The organism is Micromonospora halophytica, assembly GCF_900090245.1.
Classification (GTDB): Bacteria; Actinomycetota; Actinomycetes; order Mycobacteriales; family Micromonosporaceae; genus Micromonospora; species Micromonospora halophytica.
The window spans coordinates 273281-290273 of the sequence record NZ_FMDN01000006.1 but is presented as its reverse complement, the minus strand read 5'-3'; the positions used below and the strand labels follow the sequence as shown (position 1 = coordinate 290273).

The window sequence follows — 16993 nt, the reverse complement described above, 5'->3', positions numbered from 1 at the left end:
CCGCCGAACCCGGGCATGCCGCAGCTGCAGTTGCTGACCGACGCCGCCACCGAACAGGAAGCACTGGACCAACTGGCGAACGCCGTGCAGCAGCCGCTGGACTACACCCAGGGCCGCAACTGGCGCGCCGCACTGATCCGACACCCGTCGACCAACCGCGTCCTGTTCGGCATCGGCATCCACCACATCGCCTTCGACGGCTGGTCGCACGCCCTGCTGGTCCGCGACCTCAGCCACGCGTACACGGCGAGGACCTCCGGTCAGGCCCCCGTGTGGGACCGGCCCGCACCCACCCTGCGCCAGTCGTACGACGAATACATGCGGCTGCGCGACGCCGCCGACCTGGAGACACAACGCGCCTACTGGCGCGAACAGCTGCGCGGGCTGCCCCGCCAGGGCGACGGCCAGCTCACGGTGCCGCTGGAGCAGGCGCTGGCCTGGGGCCCGAAGGCCGGCCACATCGTCACCGTCAGCCCCGAGACGATTCAGCGGTGGGACCGGGCGGCCCGCGAACAACGGTTCAGCCGCTCCAGCTACTTCCTCGCCGCGTTCGCCTCCGCCCTGCGCGCCGTCCACCGACAGGACGACATCGGCCTACTGATGATCGTCGCCAAGCGCGGCAGCCGCATCCTCGACTCCGCCTTCACCACCCGGATCAACTCGAACTGCGTCCGGGTCCGGTTCCAGCCGGGTCGGGACCTGATCCGGCACGTCCAGCAGACCGTCGACGAGCTGATGGCCGCCCAGGACGTCCCCTTCTCCGAGAGCGCCGCCGACCCGGCCCTCGGCCTGCCCGGCGAGGTGGTGGCCGGCCTGCCGGGCTTCGCCTACCAGGACAACGTGGTCCTTCCGCTGGAGCTGCCCGGCTGCCGGACCGAGGAAATCGTCGAGCCGTACGCGCGGGAGGTGATGAGCGGTCTCACCGTCGAGGCGATCCCCCGGCACTCCGACGCGCTCCTGCGCATCACCATCCGTACCGACCTGCTCCCGTTCAGCCTCGCCGAGGAGCTGGGCACCCACATGCTGCGCTTCCTCGAAGCCGGGCCCGGGGCCGCCGGTTCCCGGGTCGACTGACGAGCTCTCCCGTCGTGACCGACCGCTCGTCGGTCGGTCACGACGGGAGCCGCGCGGCTCGATCTGTCCGGCCGGCAGCTGCCGCTGGACGACGGCGCTCCCCCACCGCCCGGGTCCACGCACCCACCCAGACCAGGACGAAGTCCGTCAGCCCCTGGGCCGCGCCGGACTGCGCCTCCCGGCCCCCCGGACGACGGGCAAGGCGCCCCGTCCCCTGCCACGGAACGGCTGAAGGCCACCTCCCGAGCCGGGAAGGTGGCCTTCAGTCTTGTGTGGATGGTGCCCCGGGTGCGGGCGCGCGTCAGGGGACGAGGGCCGCCGGGCAGTGGGCGAGCAGATCGGTCGGGGCGTGCGCGACCAGGTCCGGGCCGGCGGCGAGCAGCGCGGTGACGTCACCGCCGTGCCAGGTGGTGGCGACCGTGGTGGCACCGGCCTCGCGGCCGCTGAGCAGGTCGATGACCGCGTCGCCGACCATCATCGCCTGCTCCGGCGGCACGTCGAGGTGGCCCAGCGCCTGGAGCACGATGTCCGGGGCGGGCTTGGGGCGGGCCACCTCGTCGGAGCCGATCACCTGGTCGAACAGGTCCAGCACGCCGAGGATGTCGAGCAGCGAGCGGGCCCGGGGGCCACTCTTGCCGGTGGCGATCGCCATCCGGATGCCCCGGGACCGCAACGTCTGCAGCGTCTCCCGGACGCCGGGGAAGAGCGGCACCAGGTGGGCCATCCGGTAGCTCTCCCGGACGAAGGGCTCCTCCATCCCCAGCGGCAGGCCCATCAGGCGCATGATGTCCGGAAAGTACCGGCCCATGTGCCGGTTGTACTCCTCGAACGGCGCGGGCCCGTCCCCCACCACCTCGGCGTACGCGATGCTGAACGCCTCGCGCATGACGTCCGAGCTGTCGACCACGACGCCGTCGAGATCGAACACGACCGCGCGGATCGGGCCCCGGCTCGGCACCGGTCGGGACACGTCGACAGTGGATGGTGGATGGCTCATGGCTGCTCCCCGGAGCGAGTGAGGTCGCCGGTGGTTCTCACCGGTCGCGATGGCCCGCCAGCGCGTGCTGCCGCTCCGGCTCGGTGGGCCGGGCGGAGTGGTAGATCCGTTCGATGACGTCGATGGTCCGGCGTGCCTCGGCGGCGGCCGCCCCCCGGCTGGCCGGGTCGGCGAGCAGCCCCGGCAGGGCGTCGAGCTGGCGGTCGTACTCGGCGCCGATCGGCTCGGCGGGCAGCGGCAGCCGGACGGTATCGCCGTCGCGGGTGCGGGTGAGCACCGGCGTCGGCTCCCGGTTCGGGCTGAACCCGAACGTGCAGCGCAGGGTCGCCGACCCGGCGGCGCCCTGGACGGTGATCGTGGTGCGGTCCCGGGCCTCGTGCGAGGCCCAGCAGGCGTGCACCGCGACGGACGCGCCGTCGGCGGTGAGCAGGAAGCCCCGGGCGGTGTCCTCGACGTCGCCGCGGACGCGGCCGTCCGTCCCGACCTCGCCGCGCCAGGCGGCCTGGGCGGCGTCGTCGTTGACGAAGTCGTCGGAGACGCTGCCGACGACGTGGGTGATCGGAGCGGTCCCGAGCAGCGGCAGCGCCGTGTCGAGCAGGTGCCAGCCGAGGTCGACCAGGGCGCCCCCGCCGGAGAGGTCGCGGCGGGTGAACCAGCCGCCCGCGTCGGGCACCCCTCGGGCGCGGACCCAGGCCACGTCGACGTGCCGGATCGGGCCCAGCTCGGCGGCCACCTCGACCAGCGCCCGGACGTCGGCCCGCCACCGGGCGGCGCTGCCGGCCAGCAGCACCGCGCCACCGACGCGTTCCGCTTCGGCGAGCAGGTCCGCCTCGGCGGAGGTCAGGCAGACCGGCTTCTCCAGGAAGACCGGCATGCTCCGGCGCAGCAGCCGGGCGGCGACGGCGGCGTGCAGGTGGTTCGGCACGGCCACGACCACGAGGTCCGCCGCGCCGGCGGGCAGGTCGTCAACGTCGGCGTACGCGAACGGCACGTTGTGGGTGTCGCGGGCCCGCTCCCGCACGGCCGGCTGCGGATCGACCAGGGCGGTCACCTCGAAGGCCGGGTGCCCGGCGAGCCGGGGCAGCCAGATCTCGCGGCCGGCCCACCCGAGGCCGGCCACCGCGACCCGGACCGGACGGTCGGGCGCGGTGGCCGGGGGGACGGCGGTCATCCGGCGAGGACGTCGGCCAGCACGGCGGCGATGTCGTGCATCTGCTGCTCGGTGCCGAGCAGGGTGCGGTGGTGCAGCCACACGCAGTCGGCGTGGATCTGCTCGACGTTCGGGCAGCGGGCGGCGATCTGCTCGACCGTCTCGTCGGGCGCGCCGGCCTCCCAGAAGCCCTCGCACCGGTAGATCGCCCGGAACGCCACGAACGCCGGGACGCCCCGGGCGATGAGCGCGTCGACCACGGCGCGTCGACGTTCGACGGTGATGCCGGGGACGCGGAACATCGCCATGTAGTGCGGGTTGCGGTCGCCGCGCCCGTCGCTGCCCTGCGGCACCACGCCGGGGATCTCGGCGAGCAGGCTCGCCAGCAGCGGCCAGCGCTGTTCGCGCACCGCGATCTGGGCGTCCAGCCGGGTCAGCTGGGCGCGCAGCACGGCGGCGGTGAACTCGTTCATCCGGAAGTTGGAGCCGGTGGTGCGGTGCAGGTAGTCCCGGTCGGTGCGGGGCCGGCCGCAGCTGTGCACAAGGAACGCCCGCTCGCGCAGCTCCTCGTCGGGGAAGAGCACCGCGCCGCCCTCACCGGCGGTCATCAGCTTGCCGTTCTGGAAGCTGAACGCGGCGACCGAGCCGAGTTCGCCCACCCGCCTGCCCTGCCACTGCGCGCCGTGCGCGTGGGCGGCGTCCTGGAGCAGCGCCACCCCGGCATCGGCGGCGATCTTGTCCAGCGCGTCCATGTCGGCGAACTGGCCGGCCATGTGCACCGGCATGATCACCTTCGTCCGCGGGGTGACGGCGGCCGCGACCGCCGACGGGTCGATGCAGTACGTGTCCAGGTCGACGTCGACCGGCACCGCGACCGCGCCGAGGCGCTGCGCGGCCAGCGACGACGAGATGAAGGTGAAGGCCGGGACGATGACCTCGGTGCCGGGCCCGACGCCGAGCACTTCGAGGGCGACCTCCAGGGCGTGGGTGCCGTTGGTGACGGCGAGCGCGTGCGGCGAGCCGTGGTACGCCCCGAACTCCGCCTCGAAGGTGTCGACCTCACTGCCGCCCACCCGCCACCACTGGCCCTGCTCGAGGGCGCGGATCAGGCCGGTCCGCTCCTCGTCACCGAACTGCGGCCACTCGGGGAACTCCGGCACCGTCGACGGCTCACCACTCATGACTTCCCACTTCCCAATCCAGGAGGACCAGCGGTTCCTCGGCTGCGCGCCGTCCCCGCGACACCGGGCGCACCGGGGTGGACCCGTGCCGCTCGGTCGGGTTCGAGGTGGACGTCGCCGCGGTCGCGGCGAGTGCTCTGCATCGCGATGGACGCTAACCGACCTGGCAGGCCGCTCACCTCCCCTAACGGCCCCTACCCACCCCTTAGTCCGACGGCTGGCCGGCCCGTGCGGGGCGGCGGCGTAGTAGGACTGCGGGAACCCGACGCCACCCGCGGCCGGGGTCGCCCCACACGCTGCGGCGACCGCCGGCGTCTCGTGGCGGGCCGGGGCCGCCGGTACGGGCCGGGGCAGTACCCGCCGACGACGGCGGCCGTCCGCACGCGGTGACGAGTGGGGCGGACCGGATCTTCGTCACGGGGCCGGATGTGGTGCGGTCGGTCACCGGTGAGCAGGTGGACATGGAACGCCTGGGTGGGCCGGAGCCGCACGGGCGTCGGTCCGGGGTGGCGCATGTGACCTGGGCCGATGACGAGGCGACCGGCGGGCGTCGACACGGGCCTGCGCCCCTAGCGGCCCCTAGGCGCCCCTTAGATCCCCGGCGGCCCGGCCGCCGCGGGCCGCGCCGAAGCGATAATGTGGTGACTGTCGTCGGTCCTCTGTCCGGATAGGACCGTCCCGCGCGAGGTGAACCGTGTCCGACGTGCTGCTCCTCAACGGCCCGAACCTGGGCATCCTCGGACGGCGAGAGCCGGAGATCTACGGCACCGACACGCTGGCGGACATCGAGCGGGCCGTCGCCGAGGAGGTCGCGCCGCGAGGCTGGCGGGTGATCGCCCGGCAGCACGACTGTGAGGGCGCGCTGATCGGCGCGATCCAGAGCAGCTACGACACCGTGGGCGCGATCGTCAACCCCGGCGCCCTGATGATCGCCGGGTGGAGCCTGCGGGACGCGCTGGCGAACTACCCCCGCCCGTGGATGGAGGTCCACCTGTCGAACGTCTGGGCACGGGAGAGCTTCCGGCACGAGTCGGTGCTCGCCCCGCTGGCCAGCGGCGTGATCGTCGGGCTCGGCGCGCTGGGCTACCGGCTGGCCGCCCGAGCCCTCGTCAGCACCGTCGCATGACCGACCGGGGCCACACCACGGCCGACGTCCGGTCGACGCAGGACCCGCCCCGGCACGGTCGACGGATCGTCCGGCACTACCCGAAGGACACTGTGTGCGTATCCCCGTCGTCGTCCTGACCCTCATCCTCGCCTCGGTCATCCTGGCCGTGGCCGTCCCGAAGCTCACCGGCCAGGCGCAGATGCGCGAGCGGATGGCCCACCTCGGCGTCTCCACCGGCCTCACCCGGATGATCGGCGGCCTGGAGATCGCCGCCGTCGTCGGCCTGCTGCTCGGCCTGCTCTGGACGCCGATCGGCGTCGCCGCGGCGGTCGGTCTGACCCTGCTGATGATCGGGGCGGCGGTCTACCACGCCCGCGCGAAGGACCCGGTCCCGGTGACCGTCGTCCCGGTGGTGTTCGCCGTCGCCGCCGGCGCGCTCGCCGTCCTGCACGTCGTGAACGGCTGAGGGTCCGGGGTGCCGACCACGCGGGCCGCCCCGGTCGGTCTGCTGGGTGTCGACGTCGGTGGCACCAAGGTCGCGCTACGGGCGGAGGCGACCGGCCGGCCCGCGTACGAACGGACGTTCCGCTGGCCGGCGGGAGCTGATCCGGCCGCCGACCTGGCGGCGCTCGACGCCGAGGTGGTCGCGCTGCGCGCCACCTGGGGGCCGGTGCACGCCGTCGGGATCGCGATGCCGGCGACCACCGACGCCACCGGCACGGTGCTGACCTGGCCGGGCCGGCCGAGCTGGACGGGCCTTGACCTCGCCGGGGCGTGCCGCCGCATCTTCCCCGACAGCCGGACCGCGTACGCCGACGACGGCGACCTGGCCGCGCTGGCCGAGGCCCGCCACGCCGGTCACGACGACGTGGTCTACCTGGGAGTGGGTACCGGAGTCGGTGGCGGCGTGGTCCTCGACGGACGGCTCGTCCCGGGCCGTGTCTCCGCGGAGGTCGGGCACATGGTGGTCGACCTCGACGGCACACGCTGCGACTGCGGGCGTACCGGCTGCCTGCAGTCCGTGGCCTCCGGTCCGGCCACCCTCCGCCGGGCGGGCCTCGCCCGGGGCGGCGAGGTGAGCTTCGACGACCTGCGGGCCGGGCTGCACGACGGCCGGCCCTGGGCGGTCGAGGCGGTCCACGCGAGCTGCGCCGCGCTGGCGGCGGCGGTGGTGAGCCTCGGCGAACTGCTGGCCCCGGCGGTGGCGATCGTGGGCGGTGGCTTCGCCGACGGGCTGCCCGGCTTCGTGCCGCTCGTCGGGCGCACGGCCCGCCTGGCGGCCCGCCCTGGCCGGCCGGCGCCGGCGGTGCGCGCCGCCGCCCTCGGCGGCCTGTCGTCGTTGCACGGCGCCGTCCAGCTGGCCCGTGATCTCGTCACCACGTCCGAACGCATCGCAGTGGAGGAAATCTGATGATCAGGATCGGCGTCATCGCCGGCAGCACCCGCCCCGGCCGTAAGTCCGACGTGGTCGCCCGCTGGGTACGCGACATCGCCGCCAAGCGCGCCGACGCCACGGCGGAACTGGTCGACCTGCGCGATCACGACCTGCCGCATCTCGACTCGCCGCTGCCGCCGGCGATGGCCCCGTCCACCCAGCCGAAGGTTCGCCGGTGGGCGAGCACCGTCGCCGCCCTGGACGCGTTCGTCTTCGTCACGCCCGAGTACAACCACTCGATCCCCGGCGTGCTCAAGGACGCCGTCGACTACCTCTACCAGGAGTGGCAGAACAAGTCCGCCGGTCTGGTCAGCTACGGGGTGCACGGCGGCACCCGGGCCACGGAGCACCTGCGGCTGGTGCTGGCCCAGGTGGAGGTGGCCGCCGTCCGGTCCCAGGTGGCGCTCTCCCTGCACACCGACTTCGTCAACTTCCGTGACTTCCGCCCCGCCGCCGATCAGGAGCAGGCGGTGTCCAGCATGCTCGACCAGGTGGTCGCCTGGGGCGGTGCGCTGCGCGCGCTGCGCCAGCCGTGACCGTCCCGCCGCAGCCCACGATCAGCGGCACGACCCGGGTGTACGCGCTGCTCGGCGACCCGATCGCGCAGGTGCGGGCCCCGGGCCTGCTCCACCCCGTGCTGGCTCGGCGCGGCACCGACGCCGTGCTCGTCCCGATGCAGGTGGCGCCGGGCGACGTCACGCCGGTGGTGCACGCCCTGCGGCAGGTGGCCAACCTGCACGGCATCCTCGTGACGGTGCCGCACAAGGCGGCCGCCCTGGCCCTCGCCGACCGGGCCACCGCCCGCGCGCGTTTGGCCGGCAGCGTCAACGCGCTGCGCCGGGAGCCCGACGGCACCTGGTCGGCGGACACCTTCGACGGCGACGGTTTCGTCCGTGGCCTGGTCGAGGCCGGGCACGACCCGAAGGGGTTGCGGGTGTGCGTGGTGGGTGCGGGCGGGGCGGGCAGCGCCATCGCGGTCGCCCTGCTCGACGCGGAGGTGGCCGAGTTGCGCCTGGTCGACACCGATCCGAGCCGGCTCGACACGCTGCGGCGGCGGCTGGCCGACGCGTACCCGGGTCGGGTCACCGCCGCGACCGGGCCGCAGCTGGCCGGCCTCGACGTCGTGGTGAACGCGACGCCGCTGGGGCTGCGGCCCGACGACCCGCTGCCGTTCCCGGTCACCGGGCTGCCGGCGCACGCCGTGGTGGCCGACATCATCATGCAGCCGGCGGAGACGGCGCTGTTGCGGGCGGCCGGCGGGCGGGGCCTGGCCACCCACCCCGGCGAGCCGATGCTCGCCCACCAACTGGACTCCTACCTGGACTTCTTCGACCTCTAGCCTGGCCCCTTCCGCCCGTCAGGGCGCTGCTGACGCGCCGGCCGGCTCCTCCCGGTCCCCGCCGCCGCTCACCTTCCTTACCGGCAGCCCGGCCACCAGCATCACCCTGTGACGGCACGGCTGTCCGGCCCGTCGGGCCGGCCGCAGTGACCGGTACCTGCCGGCGGAGTCTCTCGGACCCCGCCGGCAGGATCACCGGCGCGTCGGGTGGGCGGGTACAGCAGCCGGACCCGGTCAGGCTGCCTCCGCCGTACGGCCCGGCGGTCCCGCCGTCAGGTCGACGGGTCGGCCGTGCGCCCAGAGGTGTTCGAACTCCTCCCGGAAGTGGCGGTACCACTGCGCGCTGGCGGCGGTCACCAGCAGCATCGGCTCCCGTGCCGCCGGGCGGTGCGAGTAGAGATCGACGTGGATACGTCCGGTGTCGTCACCCGCGTCCAGCAGGATCATCCCCGACGCCGGGACGAACGGCAGCAACCGCACCTCCAGCCGTCCGCCGCCGGGGCGGTCCGTCAACGCGAGTTCCCGCAGCAGGTCCAACGTGGGCCGGACCCGGTTGACGAAGATGTCGCGGTCGTCCGGCAGGGTGGCCCGGCGGGCCGCCTCGGCCGGCGCCGAGGTGGCCGGGTCGATGAGCGTGATCCGGACCCGGGCACCCGCGGCGAGCCGGCGGTCGATCTGGTCGGCCCGGTTGCGCAGGGTCCGGCCGAGCGTCACTCCGACCATGGCGATGTCGTCGGCGTCGGTGAGGTCGACGTCCGCCCCGGAGGTGGAGGCGCGCAGCAGTGCGCCGCCGGCCTGGGCCGGTAGGTGCCGCATCATCCGCGCCGTGCGGTCGAGCAGCCGCACCACCCGGCCCAACTGCCGGCGTTCCCCGGCCAGGGTGGTGGCGAGCAGGGCGAGGGTGGCCAGGGTCGCGGCGGCCACGGTGGCGGCGTTCACGACGTCGAGGACGCCGAGTACGCCGATGGTCAGGGCGAGCGCGACGGTGACCGCGGTGTCCAGGTGGTTCAGCTGGCCACCGAGCGACCGCCGTCGCCGGACGGGGGTTGGCATCGCGTCCTCCCGGTGCGAGTGGTGCGGCCCGGGTCCACGTCGGACCCGGGCCGCACCGGTCAGTTCCGTGCGTCCCACAGGTACGGCAGCACGCGGCGGAACGCCGCCGCCGCGTGCCGGGCCGCCAGGTCGTGGTCCCGGTGTCCCTTGGCGGCGTCCGCGTGGTCGGAGATGCCGCGCAGCACCAGCCAGCCCAGCACTCCGGTGTTGTCGGCGTACTCCTCGCGGAACCCCTGTACGAGGCCACCGGACTCGGTCTCGACGGCCAGGCACTTCTCGTGGAACCCCTGCAGGAACTCCCTGATCCGGGAGTGCTCGTCGGTGATCACCGCACTGCCCGAGCCGAGCGGCCCCCGGGCCACCCGGAAGGCGCCGTCACGCTCCGGCGAGGGGATCATCAGCGGCTCGCCCTCGGTGCTGAACAGGTCGTTGACCGCGATCGTCATCGGCGCGGTCAGCGCGGTGGACTCGCCCCGCCAGCGGGTTCCCTCGGCGGTCTCCCGGCGCTCGTCGTAGTAGATGATCTGGTCGGCCAGGACCACGTCGCCGACGTCGAGCCGAGGGTTGATGCCGCCGGCGATACCGACGAGGGCGACGATCGGCGGGGCGTACCAGTGCCGAAGCTTGGCGTACGCGGCGGTGGCCGAACGCTGACCCCGGTCCAGGGTCTGCAGCAGGACCACGTCGAGCGAGCCGGACGGCGTTCCGAAGGTGGCCTCGTGCACCCGGGTGCGGTCGGGCAGGGTGCGCTGCCGGTAGTCGTCGGCCTGCCGGAAGACCGAGATCATCGCGCGGGTCTCCTGGGGCAGGACGGTGAGGACACCCACGTCGGCCCGCCGCTGCGGTCCCGGGTCACCGGGGCTCTCCTGCTCCGGCCGAGCCGCGGGGCCGCCGTACACCGGGCTGAACGAGCCCGAGATGTCGCCGATGTGGCCGATGTCGCCACCGACGGAGATGCCGCTGTTGCCGGTCTGACGGTCCATGCGCCCGCTCACTTCGTGCTCGGGTTGAAGGAGTCCTTGATGTCGCCGATGGCGCCGATGTTGCCGCCGGCGTACACGCCACTGTTGATCAGGACGTTGGCCCGCTGGCGGAACTCCGTCACGTCCACCCCGTTCGTCACGAGGAAGTCGAGGGTGGCCGCGACCACGCGACGGGTGATGATCTCGCGGTACTTGGCGACGTCCTGCTGTTGGAAGTCGTTGCGGACCTCATCCAGGGTGGCCAGCTCCCGCACCCCGACGCGGGCGCCACGGTCCACCCCGTACGGCAGGACGCCGTGGTTGTCCTGCACGCGTCGCACCACCCACCGTATTCCCGCCCGGATCAGGTTGACCGGTGCCTGCGCCACGACCCGGGGCGACTCGGCCAGCCCGGTCCAGGCCGCCCGCAGGTAGGGCACCGGCCCGAGGCTGCGGACGTCGTCGACGACGCGGTACTCGTCCCGGCACGGCGCGAGGGCGCACGTTGCGGTCTCCAGGTAGAGGGTGCGGCCCTGGAGCGCGAAGTGCACGTACACGCTGGTGACCAGCTCGCCCTTCCAGGAGGTCACCTGGCAGGCGAGATAGTGCCGGCGGGCGTCGAGGGGCTGGCGGATGATGCCCATCATCGTCGGCCCGTCGGTGGACAGGGCCAGCTCGGTGGTCTCGGTACCGACGGTGAAGACGTGGTCGGTGACCGTCAGCCCCGGCAGGCGGTGCTCCGGGTCGCTCGCCCGACCGAGCGGGGCGAGCCGGTCGCGGACGTACCCGACCAGCTGCTCGGCGACGAACGGCAGCTGCTCGTACTCCCGCTGCGCCTCGGCGGTGCGGTCGTCGAAGCCCTCGGACTCGCGGATCATCCGCAGCGCCATGTTCGTCGTGCCGAGCACCGGGCCGGATCCGACGAACGGCGAGTAGCCCGAGTAGACGATGGTGTTGCCGCCCTGCTGGCGCCGGATCTCCTCGATGCGGGCGTCGAGGACCGGTGCCGCCGGTCGCCCGGCGGGCCCGTGCTGGACGGCATGGTGCCAGCGCAGCACCCGGGCGGTCACCGGCGGGCCGAATCCGGCGAGGACGGTCACCATGAACGTGCCGATGAGCATGCCGGCCACGTCCGACACGGCGCTGTCGGCCCCGCCCTCGACGAACTGACTGACCGCCAGGCCACCGACCAGCGTGGTGAGCAGCAGCAGGCACGTCGAGGCGACGGCGAAGCCGACCGTGCCGGTGACGGCGGTCCGGATGATCTGGTACGGCCGTGGCGGCTCGCCGGCGGTCAGCCGGTGCAGTGTCTCGCGGAACAGGCGGGCGGTCGAGACGGCGGACTGCGTCCCGGCCAGCAGTACCCCACCGACCACGATCCCGATCAGGCCGGTGACGCAGAGGCTGAGCAGGAACACGCCGACGATCACGGCGTCCCGGACGAGCAGGATGCTGCTGGCCCGGCGGCAGTGGGCGAGGACGGTGCCGAGGTCGAACCCGTACGACGGCGCGACCGCCCGCCGGGGCTGGTCGTAGACCTCCTCCAGGGCGGCGCGGCAGAAACGCTCGTCGAGGTAGGCCCCGGCGACGAGATGCCGGGTGGCGGTGCTCATCGACAAGGGATGCGTCGCCCCGGCGGACGGCGGCGGAGCCGGCCGGGGCTGCGGGACGGACGAGGTCTGATCGGTCATGGCGCGACCTCCCGGGCAGAGGGGAGCGGGAACTGGGAGTGGACCGCGACGAGGCGATGGTGGCGTCACGGATCGTGAGAGCTTTCGTCAGATCGACGAGAACCCTTTCCCAAGGTAATCGGCCGGTCGCCTTATCGTCAAGATGACGAAAGGGTAGGCTCGACCTGTGAACGGTCCAGGAACGGTGACCCCGGTGTCGCTGACGGTCGACCTGGTCGTGCTCACCGTGCGGGACGATCGGCTGCACGTCCTGCTGATCGAGCGGGGTAAGGAGCCGTTCCGGGGAAAGACCGCCCTGCCCGGTGGGTTCGTCCGGTCCAGAGAGGACAGCGACGCCGCCGCACTGCGCGAACTCGCCGAGGAGACCGGCCTCGACGGCCGCACCCTCCATCTCGAACAGTTGCGCAGCTACACCCGGCCCGACCGGGATCCGCGCGGGCGGGTGGTCAGCGTGGCGTACCTCGCGCTCGCCCCAGACCTGCCGCTCCCCGTGGCCGGCACCGACGCCCGGCGCGCCCGGTGGACGCCGGTCGCCGACCTCGGGCCCGGCGACCTGGCCTTCGACCACGCCAGGATCCTGGCCGACGGCCTCGAACGAGCCCGCGCCAAACTGGAGTACACGACGCTGGCGACGGCGTTCTGCCCGCCGACGTTCACCATCACCGAGCTGCGCCGGGTCTACGAGGTGGTCTGGGGGGTGAGCCTCGACGCCCGCAACTTCCACCGCAAGGTGGTCAACGCCGACGACTTCCTCGTCGCCACCGGCACCCGGCGGGTGCCCGACGTCGGTCGGCCCGCCGCGCTCTACCGGGCCGGCGGCGCCACCGTGCTGTACCCGCCGATGCTGCGCGCCGCCGCGCAGCACCCCGTGGCCCGGACCTGAATGCCACCACCGGGCAGGCGGGCGGTCAGGCCAGGTAGTCCGGCGGCACCGCGTCGGTGAGCCACACCCCGTTGGCGCTGCGGTAGAAGACGTGCCCGTCGCGGGCCATCGCCGCCGCGTCCACGGTCAGCACCACCACCGCGCCGCCCCGGCGAGCGCCCACCCGCCGGGCCGTCGCCACGTCCGCCGACAGGTGTACGTGGTGCCGCCCGCCCCGGTGCAGTCCGGTGGCCCGGATCGAGTCGAGTGCCGCCGCGCCGGTGCCGTGGTAGAGCCGCACGGGCGGGGACGAGGGCTCCAGGCCCAGGTCGACGGGGATGGAGTGGCCCTGGCTGGCCCGGATCCGCTCGACCCCGTCGGCGTCCCGCTGCACCGCGAAGCGCTGCTTGTCGTTGCCGACGACCACCGCGTCGAGGTCCGCCCGGTCTATCCGCATCGCCGCGAGCAGGTCGTCGACGGCGACCCAACCGGCCCGGTCCGGGACGAGCCCGAACCTCCCGGGCTGGTGCCGCAGCGCCAGTGACATCCGCTTGCTCACCCGCACCAGCGCCCGTTGATCCACTCCCGCATTGTGGGGTACCCCCGTAGCCGGGTGCGAGCGGATTCTTCCCGCCCCCGGGGCTGAAGGCCGTGGACGCGGACGCACCTGACCGAGGTGCGGGCCACCCGGGCCCGCTACGACGACGCCCGCCGACCCGGCCGGGACGTCACGGCCGCCGGGTGAACCGGTGCGCGTCCGCACCCGCCAGCCGCCCCGCCGGTAGCCGGCGCCCGCAGACCACCAGCAGCAGGTCCTGGGCGAGGCCGCGCAACGGCGTCCCGGTGCCGAAACGCCAGTCCAGGTCGGTCGCCTGGAGTTGGACACCGGCCAGGTCGGCGCCGAAGAACCCGATACTGCGCGGCGACATGCCGGCCAGCACCGCCGCCACCCGATCGGGCGAGACGCGCCGGTCCATTCCCAGGCCGACGATGATGTCGAGGCCGTGGATCACGTCGTGCGACAGCGCGCCGGCCAACCCGCCACCCGGCGGCGTCCACGGGTGCTCGGCGTTGTCTGCCAACGCCGCGACCAGGTCCGCGGGCGACAGCCGCCCGGCGTCCCGGCGGGCGCACCGGTCGGCCATCCGGTTGACACTGCCCCGCGCCCGCACCAGCTCCAGCACGACCCGTCCGACCGACGTACGGAACGGCATCGTGGTGTGGGCGACCACCTCCCGGACCCGCCAGCCGTCGCAGAGGGTCGGCGCGTCCCACTGCTCCGGTTCCAGCGCTGCCAGCAGCGCCGCCTGCTCCCTGCGTTCCGCCGCCACCGCCGCGCGAAGCTCGTCCTCGCCCATCGTGGACCTCCCGTCGGGTTCGTGAGCCCGCTGCGGGCTCCTCGACGGGGATACGGGGCGGCCGCCCGGAACTCATCGGTGGCCGGTCACGGCACGTATGGTGACCGGGTGCGCGAGGCATCGCTGGACGACGGGCTGGAATCGCTGCGTACCGAGCTGACCGGTTACTGCTACCGGATGCTCGGCAGCGGCTTCGAGGCCGAGGACGCCGTACAGGAGACGCTGGCCCGCGCCTGGCGCTCCCGGGACCGCTACGACGCGCGGCGCGGCTCGCTGCGCACCTGGGTCTACCGGATCGCCACCAACACCTGTCTGGACATGCTGCGCAGCCCGCAGCGCCGGGCCCGCGCAATCGACCTCGGCGACCCCGCGACGGGCGGCGCGGACCTCGGCCCGCCCCTGCCCGAGCAGCACTGGGTCCAGCCCGTCCCGGACGCCCTCGTGCTGCCGAGGCACGGCGACCCGGAGGAGACGGCGCTGCGCCGGGAAACCGTACGGCTGGCGCTCGTCGCCGCCCTGCAACGGCTGCCCGCCCGGCAGCGGGCCGTGCTGATCCTGCGGGACGTGCTGTGCTGGCGGGCCGAGGAGGTCGCCGACCTGCTGGACGCCAGCGTCGCCGCGGTGAACAGCGCCCTGCAACGGGCCCGGGCCACCCTGCGCGCCGCCGAACTGACGGCCGGGGACGTGCTGCGCCCCACCGACGCGGCCCAGCGCGACCTGCTCGCCCGCTACTGCGACGCCTTCGCCCGACACGACGTCGCCGCGCTGGTCGCCCTGCTGCACGAGGACGCCACCATGTCGATGCCGCCGTTCGCCTGGCGGCTGCGGGGGCGGGACCGGATCGCCGAGGCGCTGCGCGACCCGCGCAGCTCCTGCGCCGGCTCACGGCTGGTGCCCACCGCGGCGAACGGGTCACCGGCGTTCTGGCAGACCCGTCCCGGCCCGGACGGGCGACACACGCCGTTCGCCCTGGTCCTGCTCGACGTGGCCGACGGCCGGGTACGGAAAATCGTCACGTACCTCGACGTGGACCGGCTGTGGCCACTGTTCGTCCGGGCGGGCGCCGGTGACGTCCCGGACCAGCTCCCGGAACGCGTTGTCCGCGCCGTCGCCGGTTGACGCACCGTCCTCAGCCCCTCTCGGCGACGACCATCGCGGTGAGTTCGCGGACCACGTCGACCAGCAGGTCCACGTCGGCCTCGGTGGAACGCCGGTTGACGATCGCCGGTCGCAACGCGCGTCGCCGGCCGGCTGCCACAGCTCGCCGAGCAGGGCGACGCTGTCCGGGTCGTGCACCGGGCAGCCGGCCGCGCCGGGCGGTAGCGCCGGCCGTCTCCACCCTGGCACCACCCGGCAGGCCGTCGCGCGAGCCGATTCCGCCGCGCTGGCCCGCCCGGATTCGCCCCGAGGCCGGCACGGCGCGAGGCCCGACCTGCCCCGACGGTCCGGGCGGTAAGGAGCGGACGTGAGGGCCGTCATAACGGCTGGACGCCCACCCCGATCGGGTTGCTAGCCTTCACGGCAGGTCATGAGCGCCAGCGCGAAGCCCCGGCTCGCTGGCCGGCAACCCTCCTCCACGGTGGGGTGCTCCGGGTGAAGACCAGGCACCGGCGCAGCGCCGGTGCAAGCGTGGCCTGGTCCCCAGGTCAGCACCGACCCGGGAGAACCATGTCTGCTCACCTGTGCGCCCCGCCCGTCGGCGGCGCCGCGCCCGCGGCCCCGTCGGCGACCGGCATCGCGCTGGTCAAACGACGGCACGTCGACCTGATGCGGGTCTGCAGCGACGGCTGTCGCCGCCTGTCCGCGTAGTCGACGGCCCCTCTTCCTCGTACCACCGCCAAGCGGTGCGCCCGGCGGGCGGGCGGTGATCCGGCGTGCCCACGTACGCCGACCGACATCCTCGGAGACAACTGTGCGACTCCTTCCCGCCCTGACCAGGGTGGTCGCCCTCGGTGCCGCCGCCGTCCTCGCCGCCACCACGCTGACCGCGTGCGGTGGCGACGACTCCGCCGCCGCCGCGGACAACCCGTACCGCCTGCTCCAGCCGGGCGTGCTGCGCGCCGGCACGCTCACCGACGCGCCGCCGAACGTGTACCTCGAGGACGGCGCGTTCACCGGCTTCGACAACGACCTGCTCGTCGCCGCCGCCGCGAAGGTCGGCCTGAAGGTCGAGTTCGTCGGCACCGACTTCTCGGCGCTGCTGTCCCAGGTCAACAACCGCACGTTCGACATCGGCAGCTCCTCCGTCACCATCACCGAGGCGCGGAAGAAGACCGTCGACTTCGGCAACGGCTACGACTTCGGCTACTTCGGCCTGGACGTACCCGCCGGCTCCCCGATCACCGGCTTCGACCAGCTCGCCGGCAAGCGGGTCGTGGTCGTGCAGGGCACCGTCCAGGACGACTACGCCACCACCAAGGGCCTGAACCCGGTCCGGGTGCCCGACTACAACGGGGCGATCAACCAGCTCAAGGCCGGCACCGCCGACGCCTGGATCGCCCCGGCCGAGATCGGCGAGAAGTCGGCCGCGGACAGCAACGGCAAGATCACGGTGGCGGCGAAGGAGCTCAGCCGCGCCCCCACCGCGTACGCCTTCGCCAAGGGCAACGACGCGCTGCGCGAGGCCCTGAACAAGGGCCTGGACGAGGTCATCGCCGACGGCACCTGGACCCGGCTGCAGGAGCAGTACTACCCGGGCCGGCCGATCCCGGCCGAGTTCACGCCGGGCAGCGGCACGGTCGCCGTCCCGTCGGCATCGGCCACCTCCTGACGGTACGACCACA

General features: G+C 73.9%; 18 protein-coding genes, 1 pseudogene and 1 riboswitch. Of the genes and pseudogenes, 11 read left to right on the top strand and 8 right to left on the bottom strand.

Annotated elements, in window-relative coordinates; translation table 11 throughout:
• Positions 1-1074: condensation domain-containing protein (locus tag GA0070560_RS12160; RefSeq protein WP_245675479.1), on the top strand; the 1074-nt coding region annotated here is incomplete at its 5' end.
• Between the two features lie 301 nt (positions 1075-1375).
• Here the strand turns inward: GA0070560_RS12160 and GA0070560_RS12155 are convergent.
• Genes GA0070560_RS12155 through GA0070560_RS12145 form a run of 3 tightly spaced genes read right to left on the bottom strand, consistent with a single transcriptional unit; the run spans position 1376 to position 4402 of the window.
• Positions 1376-2071, bottom strand: a complete 696-nt coding sequence (locus GA0070560_RS12155) for an HAD-IA family hydrolase (protein WP_091294966.1) — start codon at positions 2069-2071, stop codon at positions 1376-1378.
• Positions 2072-2108: 37 nt separating this feature from the next.
• A complete protein-coding gene (locus tag GA0070560_RS12150) occupies positions 2109-3242 on the bottom strand; it encodes a Gfo/Idh/MocA family protein (protein WP_091294963.1) in 1134 nt (377 codons plus the stop codon).
• Positions 3239-4402, bottom strand: coding sequence for a DegT/DnrJ/EryC1/StrS family aminotransferase (locus tag GA0070560_RS12145; protein WP_091294961.1), 1164 nt, complete (start codon positions 4400-4402; stop codon positions 3239-3241). The genes GA0070560_RS12150 and GA0070560_RS12145 overlap by 4 nt, the downstream gene beginning before the upstream one ends.
• Before the next feature lie 386 nt (positions 4403-4788).
• Here GA0070560_RS12145 and GA0070560_RS28135 point away from each other — a divergent pair.
• The 6 genes and pseudogenes from GA0070560_RS28135 to GA0070560_RS12115 form a co-directional block, all read left to right on the top strand.
• A pseudogene (locus tag GA0070560_RS28135) lies at positions 4789-4935 on the top strand (carboxyl transferase domain-containing protein); the annotation flags it as partial.
• A gap of 161 nt (positions 4936-5096) precedes the next feature.
• Positions 5097-5528 carry a type II 3-dehydroquinate dehydratase gene (locus tag GA0070560_RS12135; protein ID WP_091294953.1) on the top strand — a complete coding sequence of 144 codons (432 nt, stop codon included), beginning with the start codon at positions 5097-5099 and terminating at the stop codon, positions 5526-5528.
• A 94-nt stretch (positions 5529-5622) separates the two neighbouring features.
• Positions 5623-5976, top strand: coding sequence for a DoxX family protein (locus tag GA0070560_RS12130; RefSeq protein WP_091294950.1), 354 nt, complete (start codon positions 5623-5625; stop codon positions 5974-5976).
• 9 nt (positions 5977-5985) lie between these two features.
• The gene (locus GA0070560_RS12125) at positions 5986-6921 is read left to right on the top strand and encodes an ROK family protein (RefSeq protein ID WP_091294947.1); all 936 of its coding nucleotides are present in this window, start codon (positions 5986-5988) and stop codon (positions 6919-6921) included.
• Positions 6921-7481 carry an NADPH-dependent FMN reductase gene (locus GA0070560_RS12120; protein ID WP_091294943.1) on the top strand — a complete coding sequence of 187 codons (561 nt, stop codon included), beginning with the start codon at positions 6921-6923 and terminating at the stop codon, positions 7479-7481. The genes GA0070560_RS12125 and GA0070560_RS12120 overlap by 1 nt, the downstream gene beginning before the upstream one ends.
• A complete protein-coding gene (locus GA0070560_RS12115; RefSeq protein WP_091294939.1) occupies positions 7478-8284 on the top strand; it encodes a shikimate dehydrogenase family protein in 807 nt (268 codons plus the stop codon). Before GA0070560_RS12120 ends, GA0070560_RS12115 begins: the two co-directional genes overlap by 4 nt.
• A 234-nt stretch (positions 8285-8518) precedes the next feature.
• Here the strand turns inward: GA0070560_RS12115 and GA0070560_RS12110 are convergent, their stop codons facing one another.
• Genes GA0070560_RS12110 through GA0070560_RS12100 form a run of 3 tightly spaced genes read right to left on the bottom strand, consistent with a single transcriptional unit; the run spans position 8519 to position 11990 of the window.
• Positions 8519-9337, bottom strand: coding sequence for a hypothetical protein (locus GA0070560_RS12110; protein WP_091294936.1), 819 nt, complete (start codon positions 9335-9337; stop codon positions 8519-8521).
• Positions 9338-9396: 59 nt separating this feature from the next.
• Complete coding sequence (locus GA0070560_RS12105) at positions 9397-10320, bottom strand: 5'-methylthioadenosine/S-adenosylhomocysteine nucleosidase family protein (protein WP_091294933.1); 924 nt, start codon at positions 10318-10320, stop codon at positions 9397-9399.
• An 8-nt stretch (positions 10321-10328) separates the two neighbouring features.
• Entirely contained in the window at positions 10329-11990 is a 1662-nt protein-coding gene (locus tag GA0070560_RS12100; RefSeq protein WP_139131481.1) for a hypothetical protein, read from the bottom strand.
• A 193-nt stretch (positions 11991-12183) separates the two neighbouring features.
• Between GA0070560_RS12100 and GA0070560_RS12095 the strand changes: the two genes are divergently transcribed.
• Complete coding sequence (locus GA0070560_RS12095) at positions 12184-12873, top strand: NUDIX hydrolase (protein WP_211565816.1); 690 nt, start codon at positions 12184-12186, stop codon at positions 12871-12873.
• A 25-nt stretch (positions 12874-12898) separates the two neighbouring features.
• Here GA0070560_RS12095 and GA0070560_RS12090 read toward each other — a convergent pair whose 3' ends face one another.
• A complete protein-coding gene (locus GA0070560_RS12090) occupies positions 12899-13435 on the bottom strand; it encodes an RNA 2'-phosphotransferase (protein ID WP_091294928.1) in 537 nt (178 codons plus the stop codon).
• A 145-nt stretch (positions 13436-13580) separates the two neighbouring features.
• Positions 13581-14210, bottom strand: a complete 630-nt coding sequence (locus GA0070560_RS12085) for a maleylpyruvate isomerase family mycothiol-dependent enzyme (protein ID WP_091294925.1) — start codon at positions 14208-14210, stop codon at positions 13581-13583.
• 108 nt (positions 14211-14318) lie between these two features.
• Here GA0070560_RS12085 and GA0070560_RS12080 point away from each other — a divergent pair, with 108 nt between their 5' ends.
• From GA0070560_RS12080 to GA0070560_RS12075, 3 genes are all read left to right on the top strand, one after another.
• Positions 14319-15329: a sigma-70 family RNA polymerase sigma factor gene (locus GA0070560_RS12080; protein ID WP_091295068.1), complete on the top strand. Its 1011-nt coding sequence runs from the start codon at positions 14319-14321 to the stop codon at positions 15327-15329.
• Between the two features lie 405 nt (positions 15330-15734).
• A riboswitch (SAM riboswitch) is annotated at positions 15735-15846 on the top strand.
• Between the two features lie 32 nt (positions 15847-15878).
• Complete coding sequence (locus GA0070560_RS28685; protein WP_170839373.1) at positions 15879-16019, top strand: hypothetical protein; 141 nt, start codon at positions 15879-15881, stop codon at positions 16017-16019.
• A gap of 103 nt (positions 16020-16122) precedes the next feature.
• Positions 16123-16980, top strand: coding sequence for an ABC transporter substrate-binding protein (locus GA0070560_RS12075; RefSeq protein WP_091294921.1), 858 nt, complete (start codon positions 16123-16125; stop codon positions 16978-16980).
• The last annotated feature ends 13 nt before the right edge of the window (positions 16981-16993 follow it).

What these genes read in the sequence shown, in the direction of transcription:
- GA0070560_RS12155 (WP_091294966.1), bottom strand. Translation starts at nt 2,071, where the DNA reads ATGAGCCATCCACCATCCACTGTCGACGTGTCCCGACCGGTGCCGAGC.
- GA0070560_RS12150 (WP_091294963.1), bottom strand. Translation starts at nt 3,242, where the DNA reads ATGACCGCCGTCCCCCCGGCCACCGCGCCCGACCGTCCGGTCCGGGTC.
- GA0070560_RS12145 (WP_091294961.1), bottom strand. Translation starts at nt 4,402, where the DNA reads ATGAGTGGTGAGCCGTCGACGGTGCCGGAGTTCCCCGAGTGGCCGCAG.
- GA0070560_RS12120 (WP_091294943.1), top strand. Translation starts at nt 6,921, where the DNA reads ATGATCAGGATCGGCGTCATCGCCGGCAGCACCCGCCCCGGCCGTAAG.
- GA0070560_RS12110 (WP_091294936.1), bottom strand. Translation starts at nt 9,337, where the DNA reads ATGCCAACCCCCGTCCGGCGACGGCGGTCGCTCGGTGGCCAGCTGAAC.
- GA0070560_RS12105 (WP_091294933.1), bottom strand. Translation starts at nt 10,320, where the DNA reads ATGGACCGTCAGACCGGCAACAGCGGCATCTCCGTCGGTGGCGACATC.
- GA0070560_RS12100 (WP_139131481.1), bottom strand. Translation starts at nt 11,990, where the DNA reads ATGACCGATCAGACCTCGTCCGTCCCGCAGCCCCGGCCGGCTCCGCCG.
- GA0070560_RS12085 (WP_091294925.1), bottom strand. Translation starts at nt 14,210, where the DNA reads ATGGGCGAGGACGAGCTTCGCGCGGCGGTGGCGGCGGAACGCAGGGAG.
- GA0070560_RS28685 (WP_170839373.1), top strand. Translation starts at nt 15,879, where the DNA reads ATGTCTGCTCACCTGTGCGCCCCGCCCGTCGGCGGCGCCGCGCCCGCG.